The organism is Aeromonas sp. QDB56, assembly GCF_027705505.1.
GTDB lineage: Bacteria > Pseudomonadota > Gammaproteobacteria > Enterobacterales > Aeromonadaceae > Aeromonas > Aeromonas caviae.
The window spans coordinates 1-10051 of sequence record NZ_JAPDBZ010000146.1 but is presented as its reverse complement, the minus strand read 5'-3'; the positions used below and the strand labels follow the sequence as shown (position 1 = coordinate 10051).

The following is a 10051-nucleotide window of genomic DNA, read 5'->3' as shown; positions in this document are numbered from 1 at the left end:
CGCGAGCAGCTATCACCCAGTAATGGGAATCCCCCTCCTGTGACGCGAAGCGCTAAGGTGGGGGAGGATGTCAACTTCCTGCCGGTGCTCCTGCTCAACGATGTGGAAGGGCAGTTGTTTGCCGATCTTGCGCTCACCATCGCCTGCGCGGTGACCGTCTCCATGGTGGTGGCGGTCACGGTGTTGCCTGCGGTGGCGGCGCGCTGGATGGGGCACGAGCGGCTGATTGATCCCTTTGAGCGCCTGTGGTGCCGCGCCACTCGCCATGTGATCCGCTGGACTGCCACCGCCCCCAGGCGCTGGGCCATCATCGTCCTGATGATGACGGGGCCTGTGCTGGCGAGCTGGCTGCTGCTGCCCAAGATGAACTACCTGCCAGATGTGAAGCGGGACGCCATCGATGTCTGGATGAGTTTCACCCCGGGGGTCAATCTCAAGGCCCAGCGGGAAGAGGTGATCGATACCCTGATTGCTCGCCTCGACCCCTATATGAAAGGGGAGAAGGAGCCTGTCCTCAAGAACTACTACATCCTGCGCTACCCGGGCGGTGCCCAGATCGGGGTGCGACCAAAGGAGGATAACCAGATCAAGGTGCTGGAGCAGCTCTTGATGAAGCAATTGCTGGTGGGCATTCCCGACACCCGGGTGTTTGGCGGTCAGGGGTCCCTGTTTGGCGGTTTTGACAGTGAAAACAGCATCTCCCTGCTGATCCAGGGGGGTGGGCTACCCGAACTCTATCAGGCGGCCAGGGAGAGCATGACCATAGTGCAGCGGGACTTGCCCGGCGCCCAGGTCAGGCCAGAGCCCGGACTCGATTTCACCGCTCCCGAGCTTCGGCTGGTGCCCCAGGACAGGCGCCTGGCCGAGGTGGGCTGGGATCGCTCCCCCATGCCCGCCATCATCCAGACCTTTGGCGATGGTCTGCGGGTCGGCGAATATTTCGACGGGGATGAGCGGCTCGACATCCTGCTGATGGGGCAGGCCTCCGCCAACCCGGACGAGCTCAAGGCGGTGCCGCTTGCTACCCCGTCCGGGCGCATCGTTCCCCTTGGGGAACTGCTGCGGGTGGAGCCGCAACTCGGGCCTGAGAGCATCTTCCGATCCGATGGGCGGCGCAGCATCAGCCTGCAGATTTCGCCCCCTGCGGGGATGAGCATGGAGCAGGTACTCGACACCCTGCAGCACAAGAGCTTTGCCGCCATCCGGCCGTTGCTGCCAGCCGGGGGGGAGCTGCGGGTCGCCGGCAATGCCGACAGCCTGCAGCAGGCGCTGGGCAACCTCGGCAGCATCTTCCTGTTCGCCGTGATGATACTGCTCATTCTGCTGTGGGGGGTCTTCGCCTCCCTCAATGATGCCGTGCTGGTGTTGCTCACCTTGCCGCTCGCCACCGTAGGCGGCGTGCTGGCGCTGCACCTGAGCGGTCTGGTGGCGCCGCTGCCGATGGACTTGCTCACCATCATCGGCTTCGTCATCCTGCTCGGGTTGGTGGTCAACAACGCCATTTTGCTGGTGCACCAGACCAGGATGGCCGAGCGGGAGGGGATGAGCCGACAGTCGGCAGTCACCGATGCCCTGCAAAGCCGGATGCGTCCCATCGCCATGACCAGCCTCACCAGCATCTTCGGCATGCTGCCCCTGATGCTGAGTCCGAGCGAGGGGAGCGAAATCTACCGGGGGCTGGCCACCGTCATCGTCGGCGGCATGAGCTGCAGCACCCTCTTCACCCTGATCCTGTTGCCCGCCTTCCTGCGGTTGGGGGAGCAGACCGACATACCGCACGCCCTTCGGCAGCGTGCCTGAGCAAGGAGCTCATCGATGACACAAGGTTTCACATGGATGGTGGTGGGGGCCCTGCTGCTGACTGGCGGGCTGCCTGCGCTTGCACAAAGCAAGATGGTGACGCTGGCGAGCCGCCAGCAGGCGGCACTCAGCGCCGAGGTGAGCGGCCGGGTGGAATGGATAGCCGAGTTCGGCAGCCGAGTGAAGGCGGGGGACGAGCTGCTGCGCCTCGACGCCGCCACCCTGCGTCTCTCCCTTGAGCAGTCCCGGGCCGAGCAGGCGAGAGAGGCGAGCAACCTGCGCTACGCCCGCGCCGAGTTCCAGCGCCTGGAGCAGTTGCACCGGCAGAAGAGCGCCTCCCAAAGCCAGTACGACAAGGCGCGTTACGACGTGGAGCAGGCCGAGCTGGCCGAGCAGCTGGCCCGGGTACAGGTACGCCAGATCGAGGCGCAACTGCATAGGACTCACATCTTCGCCCCCTTCGATGGTGTGGTGAACGAGCACTTCGTCCAGCCGGGGGAGCACGTGGATGAAGGGGAGCAGGCGCTGGAGCTGGTCAATCCCGACGAGCCGGACATCCGGCTGCGGGCGCCCATCGCCTGGGCCCAGCAACTGGCCGCCCAGACCCGGCTGCGGGTGGAGGGGGAGCAGCTCAGCAGCCACGCCGTCTACTACCAGCGGGCGGCAAGCGCCGATCCCAAATCCCGCCTCATCGAGCTGCGCCTCAGGCCCGAGCCTGGGCGTTTCATCATAGGTTCGCCGGTGCGGGTAGCGCTGCCGATGGGGGAGCGGCAGACCATGCTGCTGCCGCGGGATGCCCTGGTGCTCGGCACCGAGGGGAGCGTGGTCTACCAGGTGGAGCAGAGTGGCGCGGATCTCAAGGTGAACCGGGTGCCGGTCACAGTGCTGTTTGGCGACAACCGGCAGGTGGCGGTGAGCGGGGCCCTCAAGCAGGGGGACAGGGTGGTGGTGCGCGGCGCCGGCAGCCTGCAGGATGGGGACAAGGTGGAGCTGTTTCGCGGCTGATCCAGCCTGGTCACCATGAAAAACGGCTCCCGCGGGAGCCGTTTTTGTTGCCGGTGGCTGGGCGATTACTCGACCATCATCACCTTGCAGGTGTTGGTACTGCCGACGGTTTCCATCTTGTCGCCGTGGGTGAGCAACACCATGTCGCCGCTTTGCAGCAGCCCCTTGGCCTTGAGCACGTCCAGGGCGTCGCGGCACACCTCGTAGACCGGCTTGGTCTCGTCCCCGTCGAACAGCACAGGGGTGACGCCGCGGTAGAGGTTGGCCCAGGCCAGGGTCTTGTTGTGGGGGGACATGGCGAAGATCGGCAGGCCGGAGCTGATGCGGGACATCAGCAGCGGGGTGGTGCCCGATTCGGTCAGCGCCACGATCGCCTTGACCCCTTCCAGGTGGTTGGCCGCATACATGGTGGACATGGCCACCGCCTCTTCCACCGAGGTGAAGGTGTAGCTCATGCGGTGGTTGGAGACGTTCAGGCTCGGGTGCTTCTCGGCGCCCACGCAGACGCTGGCCATGGAGGTGACTGTCTCGATGGGGAACTGGCCGGCGGCAGTCTCGGCGGAAAGCATCACCGCATCGGTGCCGTCCAGCACGGCGTTGGCCACGTCCATCACTTCGGCGCGGGTCGGCAGCGGTGCGTTGATCATGGACTCCATCATCTGGGTCGCGGTGATGACCACGCGGTTCAGACGGCGGGAGTGGCGAATGAGCTTCTTCTGCACACCCACCAGCTCGGGATCACCGATCTCGACGCCGAGATCGCCCCGGGCCACCATGACGGCGTCGGAGCCGAGGATGATGTCCTCCATCGCCTCGTCGCTGGCGACGGTCTCGGCGCGTTCGACCTTGGCCACTATCTTGGCGTTGGAACCGGCTTCGCGGGCCAGCTCGCGGGCGTAGCGCAGGTCATCGCCGCTGCGGGGGAAGGAGACCGCCAGGTAGTCCACGTTCATGCGGGCGGCGGTCTTGATGTCTTCCTTGTCCTTGTCGGTCAGGGCCGGAGCGGAGAGGCCGCCCCCCTTCTTGTTGATGCCCTTGTTGTTGGAGAGGGGGCCGGCCACGGTGACCGTGGTGTGGATGCGGGTGCCTTCCACCTGTTCCACTTTCAGCTGTACCCGGCCGTCGTCCAGCAGCAGGATATCGCCTGGCACGACGTCGTTTGGCAGGCTCTTGTAGTCGATGCCGACCTGCTCCTGGCAGCCTTCTCCCTTGCCGAGGGCGGCGTCGAGGATGAACTTGTCACCGATGGCGAGGTAGATCTTGCCATCCTTGAAGGTGGAGACGCGGATCTTGGGACCTTGCAGGTCTCCCATGATGGCCACGTGGCGGCCGAGCTTGGCGGCGATTTCACGCACCTGGTTGGCGCGCTGGATATGGTCTTCAGGAGTGCCGTGAGAGAAGTTCATCCGCACCATGTCGGCACCGGCGCGGATGATCCCCTCGAGGATGCCGTCGCGATCGGTCGCCGGACCGAGTGTGGTTACAATCTTTGTACGTCTTGGCATGAAAGACTCCAATGTGAAGTTGATATGACTTGAAATACTGCCCCGTCAAGCATGTGGCATGGCGCCGGCTTGCAGGCCATCTGGGTGGCCTTCTGTGATTGAATTTCGATACTACACCAAGCCCGGTGGCTTAGACAGTCGGGGGCGAACCCCCGAATGATCAGGAGGAGTGCGGGGTATCAAAGCGGGATTCGCGCAAACCTTCTTTGACTTTTTTCAGGTTTTCGCGAAATTTCATGCCACGGCGCAGGGTGAAGCCGGTGGCCAGCACATCCACCAGGGCGAGCTGGGCGATGCGCGACGCCATGGGCATGTAGACGTCGGTGTCTTCCGGCACGTCCATGGAGAGCACCAGGTTGCACTCGCGGGCCAGGGGGGAGTCCTTGGCGGTCATGCCGATCACGGTGGCATCGTTTTCACGGGCCAGGGCGGCAATTTCCACCAGCGCCTTGGTGCGGCCGGTGTGGGAGATGAGCACCACCACGTCCCCTTCGCTGCTGTTGATGCAGCTCATGCGCATCATGACGATGTCGTCGAAGCTCACCACGGGGATGTTGAAGCGGAAGAACTTGTTCTGGGCATCCCGGGCGACGGCGGAGGAGGCGCCCAGGCCAAAGAAGCTGATCTTCTTGGACTGGGTCAGGATGTCGACGCAGCGGTTGATGGCGGAGATGTCCAGGCTGTTCTTGGCGGCATCGAGACAGGCCATGGTGGACTCGAAAATCTTGGCGGTGTAGGTGTCGGGCCCGTCTTCCGCTTCCACGTGGCGGTTCACATAGGGGGTGCCGTTGGCCAGGCTCTGGGCGAGGTGCAGCTTGAAGTCGGGAAAGCCCTTGGTATCGAGGCGACGGCAGAAGCGATTGACGGTGGGTTCGCTGACATCCGCCAGCTTGGCCAGGGTGGCGATGCTGGAGTGAATGGCGGTCTGGGGGGATGCCAGGATCACTTCCGCCACCTTACGCTCTGATTTACTGAAACTTTCCAAATTGTTCGTAATTTTATCGAGGGTATTCATCATTACCACCAGGCATTTTTGTAATTTAACTTCAGTGTCTGTGCACTAAATTCACAGCTCAAGCAGGTTTCCAATCTCCGCGATGACTATACAAGACAAGCGCTTATCGGAACTAATCTCGTCCATACAAAGTATGACTCATGTCTAATTATTTCGTGTTTTTAGTTACAAACTTCCATTCCGCCCTTGAAAACGCTTACAAATGTTGCAAAGCAACAACACTGTGAGCGGGCGCACAGTTGCATTCATAAAACGCGCCGCCGGGAAGCGGGCTCGAGTAGTATTGCAGCCAAATAACAAGGTCGGGACGGTAAGGGCCGCCCCGAGTCGGTAACGAAGGAGTTTGTTATGCAGCATACCCATGCGCTGGTGGGCGACGTAGGCGGTACCAATGCCCGGTTGGCCCTGTGCGAGCTGGCGACCGGCGCCATTTCCCAGGCAAAGACCTATTCAGGGCTGGCCCACCCCAGCCTGGAGGCCGTGGTGCGCCTCTATCTGGAAGAACATGGTGCCAAGGTGGGCGAGGCCTGCATCGCCATCGCCTGTCCCATCAACGGCGACTGGGTCGCCATGACCAATCACAGCTGGGAGTTTTCCATCAGCGAGATGCAGGCCAATCTGGGCCTGGATCGCCTGCAGGTGATCAACGACTTCACTGCCGTCTCCATGGCGGTGCCCGTGCTGACAGAGGCTGATCGCATCCAGCTGGGCGGCGCGGCCCCGGTGGCCGGCAAGCCCATCGCCATCTATGGTGCCGGCACCGGCCTCGGGGTCGCCCACCTGGTGCAGGCCGGCAAACAGTGGCTGAGCCTGCCGGGTGAGGGCGGGCACGTGGACTTCGCCGCCAACACGGAAGAGGAAGATGCGGTGCTGCAGGTGATGCGCGGCGAGCTGGGCCATGTGTCGGCCGAGCGCTTCCTCTCCGGTCCGGGTCTGGTGAACCTGTACCGCGGGCTGGTGAAGTCCGACGGCCGGGAGCCCGAGGCGTTCGAACCCAAGGACATCACGGAGCGGGCGCTGGCGGGGGAATGCCTGGATTGTCGCCGTACCCTGAGCCTCTTCTGCGTGCTGATGGGGCGCTTTGCCGGCAACCTGGCCCTCAACATGGGCACCTTCGGCGGCGTCTACATCGCCGGCGGCATAGTACCGCGCTTCCAGGAGTTCTTTATCGCCTCCGGTTTCCGGGTGGCGTTCGAGGACAAGGGGCGCTTCAAGTCCTACCTCAAGGACATCCCCGTGTTCCTCATCACCCACGAAGGTCCGGGCCTGCTCGGTGCGGGCGCCTATCTGCGCCAGTCCCTCGGGATCCGTCTCTGACAGGCTAGGGAAACGATTTCATCGCGGTTCAGCCCTGATTCAGTGGCCCTGGCGTAGAGTAGGCTCACGTACTCAAGAGGACAGGGTTTCACAGGGAATTGGAAGCTGTCTTCATCCGCTGGGTGCGAATTGTCACCTGACAAGCCTGAACTGTTTCACCGGCCCTCGCGGCCGGTTTTTTTATGCCCGTCGTTTCTGCTCGAGCAGGGGGTGAGGGGAGAGGCCCGTCGGTTTCTGATGGGAGGCAACTTGTCAGCACCATTGCCCTCGGCCAGGCATCGCCGGGCAGCACAGGGGAAAGGGTGGGAGAAGGTGAGCGCCGGGATGGCGATGCCCGAATGCGGCAGGGGCCAGGCACTGGCCTGACCCCGATCTGTCAGGGGAGGGTGATATGGAAGCGGGCGCCGCCGAGGGGAGACTCATCCACCCGGATCTTGCCGCCGTAGCTGTGCACGATCTCGGTGACGACGGCGAGCCCTATCCCCTGGCCCGGGGAGCTGTCGGCCCTGACGCCGCGCTGGAAGATCTGCTGCGACTTGCCGGGGGCGATGCCGGGGCCGTCATCCTCCACCACGATGAGCAGGCCGTTGTCCTGGTGGCCGACATGGACCCGGATCTCGCTGATGGCGAACTTGCAGGCGTTGTCGAGCAGGTTGCCCATCAACTCCATCAGATCGCCCTGCTCGCCGTGGAAGAAGACATCGTCATCGAACTGGAAGCCGGTCTGCAGCTTCTTGTGGCGATAGACCTTGGCGAGGCTGGCCAGCAGCTTCTCGATGAGCGGTACCGGCTCGGTGCCCTTGCTCGCGAGGCGCTTGCGACCCGTGACGGCGCGGCGCAGCTGGTACTGGATGATCTGATCCATGGTGGTGATCTGTTCGCTGATGTTGTCATGGATGTCGTGGCCGAGCTTGAGCTCCTGTGCGGTGATCTGGATCAGGGCCAGCCGGGTCTTCAAACTGTGGGCGAGATCGTTGAGCGCATGCTGATAGCGCTGGGTCTGCTGGCGCTCGTTTTCCAGCAACTGGTTGACGGATTCGGTCAGCGGCGTCAGCTCCCGCTCGTAGTCCTTGGAGAGCGCCTCCCGCGTGCCGGCACGGATCTCGTCTATCTGCCGCGCCATGGTGCGCAGGGAAGAGAGGCTCCAGAAGCTGGTGAGCAGCAGCAGGGCGCCGAGCAGGCTGTAGGCGAGCAAGGCCTGGCGAATGCAGCGGTAGAGATAGTCCCGGGTCTGGGTCTGGTAGCGCTTGGCGGAATCGACCATCACCACGTAGTAGGTCGTGGGGCCGTCGCCGTGGTTGCGCAGGAAGCGCAGGCTGTAGATGAAGTAGCTCTCGCCATTCTTGATGGTGTGCAGCTTGAAGAAATAGTCCTGATCCAGGCCCCCAAGGTACTTCATCAGATCCCGGCAGATGGTCTCCTTGATGGTGATCACCTCGGGCATGTGCAGGCTGGACCAGCTCAACTCTCCATCGGAGCGGCAGATCAGGGTGTCGAGATTGGGGTCGATGGCATCCGGGGTCAGGCCGCCGAGATCCGTGATGGCGTGGGGCTCCGGCTGCTTGGAGGAGAACAGCTTGGAGAGGTTCTCCTGCATGCGGATGCTGGCTTTCTGGGCCTGCTCCTCGGCGTGGCCGAGGTAGAGGATATAGACGGAGAAGGCCATGATGAGCGCGATGACCAGCATGGCGCTCATCATCAGCTTGAGGTGCAGCGAGCGACGGATCAGTGTCATGGGGTGCAGCATGGCAAGGGGCATCAACTGCAGGAGAGGTTGAAGATGTAACCCTGCCGGCGGATGGTGGAAATGGGCTGGATGAGCCCCTCCGGATCCAGCTTCTTGCGCAGTCGGCTCACCATCACCTCTATGGTGTTGGGATCCCCTTCGCCATCTCCGTAGAGCTGGTCCAGCAGTTGCTGCTTGGAGACCACCTGGCGGGCGTTGCGCATCAGGTACTCCAGGATCAGATACTCGAAGCTGGTGAGCACGGTGACTTCGCCGGCGATGGTCAGCTCCTTGCGGGAGAGATCCAGCTCGTAGTCACCCGCCTTCACCCTGGGGGAGATGAAGCCGGCGCTGCGGCGCACCAGGGCATTGAGGCGGGCCAGCAGCTCGTCCTTCTGGAAGGGCTTGACCAGATAGTCGTCCGCCCCGGCCTCCAGCCCTTCCACCTTGTCCTGCCAGTTGCCCCGTGCGGTCAACACTATGATGGGGAAGGGGATCTGCTGCTCGCGCAGGCGGCTGATGAGCTGCAGGCCGTCCATGTCCGGCAGGCCGAGATCGATGATGGCCACGTCGATGGGGTAGTCGGTCGCATAGTGCAGCGCCACCTGGGCGTTGTCCGTGCTGTGAACCTGATTCTGGGCCTCGGTCAACAGCGTGGAGAGGTGGTGATTGAGCAGCTTGTCGTCTTCGACCAGTAGGATTTTCATAAGATGCATGATGATAAGGGTCCAGGCTGTCAATTAGAGGGTCAAGAAGAGGGCGAGTCAATCCGGATCCTACCTGACCCCGCTGTATCGGGACTGAATCATGCCTGCCTTTGTTTCCATCCCCGTCCTTGCATCGGCAGCCATGCCTTTCGAGCTTCATCGTGATCAATGCCATCGAATCAGATTGGGACTGTTGGGGTTCCATTGGTGACTACTTGCGACTGTTCTGATCGCATAGGTGGGTATGGAAACTCGTTGTACTGTTGCAGCAGTGCTCGTCGTTACAACTTGGTACCCGTCATCCTGGACTACAGATGTGTAATTGTTAATATATGAATAAATTCAGTTTTATTTCTTTTCCCGGGCGAGCGAGTGCAACTTCTGGGGATGTGCAAAGAAGTATATTGCGCGGAAAAAGTCGGCAGGTCGAATTAGTGGCTTTTTTGAAGAGCTACCGTACGAGAGGTTTTCTGCGGTTTTGACTATGCATCCCTGCGCCAAACGAGATAGAATCTGACCCAAAATCGGGTTTGGGGCTCTCGGTTGCCCAAGATGTGTACAATGTCGCCGCTAGGAATCCTTGGCCGAGTAATGTGATGTAACGCCATTGTGAGACATCCACAACAAATAGAAGAAGCTGGAGGAGTTGATGACCAACAGCGAGCACAATCAGGTTAAAAGCAGCATATTGGGAGCTGTAACCTAGGGGCGGTAGCGTAATCATTTTATCCATAACAATCTTGCGTTGGTTTATCGCCGTTAATCCTCTTGCTTTGGAACCTTTCTGCGTGCAGACAGTCACACACCCCCAAACCAATACTGCTGAGTGGGTTCAAGCATTTGTGATCTCAGCGCAATCACTTTGTACTGTACCCAGGGTGAGAGCGTGAACAAATTGTTACCTGATTACCCATGATTAGCAGTCAGTTACCACGAACTATACTGATCTTACGTACAGTTATCGAGGTGCGAGATC

The 10051-nt window shown here is 61.5% G+C and carries 6 protein-coding genes and 1 pseudogene; 3 read left to right on the top strand and 4 right to left on the bottom strand.

Annotated elements, in window-relative coordinates:
• Positions 1-75: 75 nt before the first annotated feature.
• Positions 76-1800 (top strand): annotated as a pseudogene (locus OKB81_RS17330) (efflux RND transporter permease subunit); the annotation flags it as partial.
• 15 nt (positions 1801-1815) lie between these two features.
• Positions 1816-2805, top strand: coding sequence for an efflux RND transporter periplasmic adaptor subunit (locus OKB81_RS17325; RefSeq protein WP_270805335.1), 990 nt, complete (start codon positions 1816-1818; stop codon positions 2803-2805).
• Positions 2806-2870: 65 nt separating this feature from the next.
• Here OKB81_RS17325 and pyk read toward each other — a convergent pair whose 3' ends face one another.
• Both pyk and OKB81_RS17315 read right to left on the bottom strand, forming a co-directional pair.
• Entirely contained in the window at positions 2871-4310 is a 1440-nt protein-coding gene (pyk, locus tag OKB81_RS17320) for a pyruvate kinase (protein ID WP_200164110.1), read from the bottom strand.
• A gap of 160 nt (positions 4311-4470) precedes the next feature.
• On the bottom strand, positions 4471-5325 hold the full coding sequence (locus tag OKB81_RS17315) for a MurR/RpiR family transcriptional regulator (protein ID WP_029314760.1): 855 nt from the start codon (positions 5323-5325) through the stop codon (positions 4471-4473).
• Positions 5326-5673: 348 nt separating this feature from the next.
• Between OKB81_RS17315 and glk the strand changes: the two genes are divergently transcribed.
• Positions 5674-6642 (top strand): glucokinase, encoded by a 969-nt coding sequence (gene glk / locus OKB81_RS17310; RefSeq protein ID WP_270805334.1) that lies wholly within the window; start codon positions 5674-5676, stop codon positions 6640-6642.
• Positions 6643-7018: 376 nt separating this feature from the next.
• Here the strand turns inward: glk and OKB81_RS17305 are convergent, their stop codons facing one another.
• The gene (locus tag OKB81_RS17305) at positions 7019-8377 is read right to left on the bottom strand and encodes an ATP-binding protein (RefSeq protein WP_442866123.1); all 1359 of its coding nucleotides are present in this window, start codon (positions 8375-8377) and stop codon (positions 7019-7021) included.
• Between the two features lie 23 nt (positions 8378-8400).
• A complete protein-coding gene (locus OKB81_RS17300; protein WP_010675337.1) occupies positions 8401-9075 on the bottom strand; it encodes a response regulator in 675 nt (224 codons plus the stop codon).
• Positions 9076-10051: the final 976 nt, after the last annotated feature.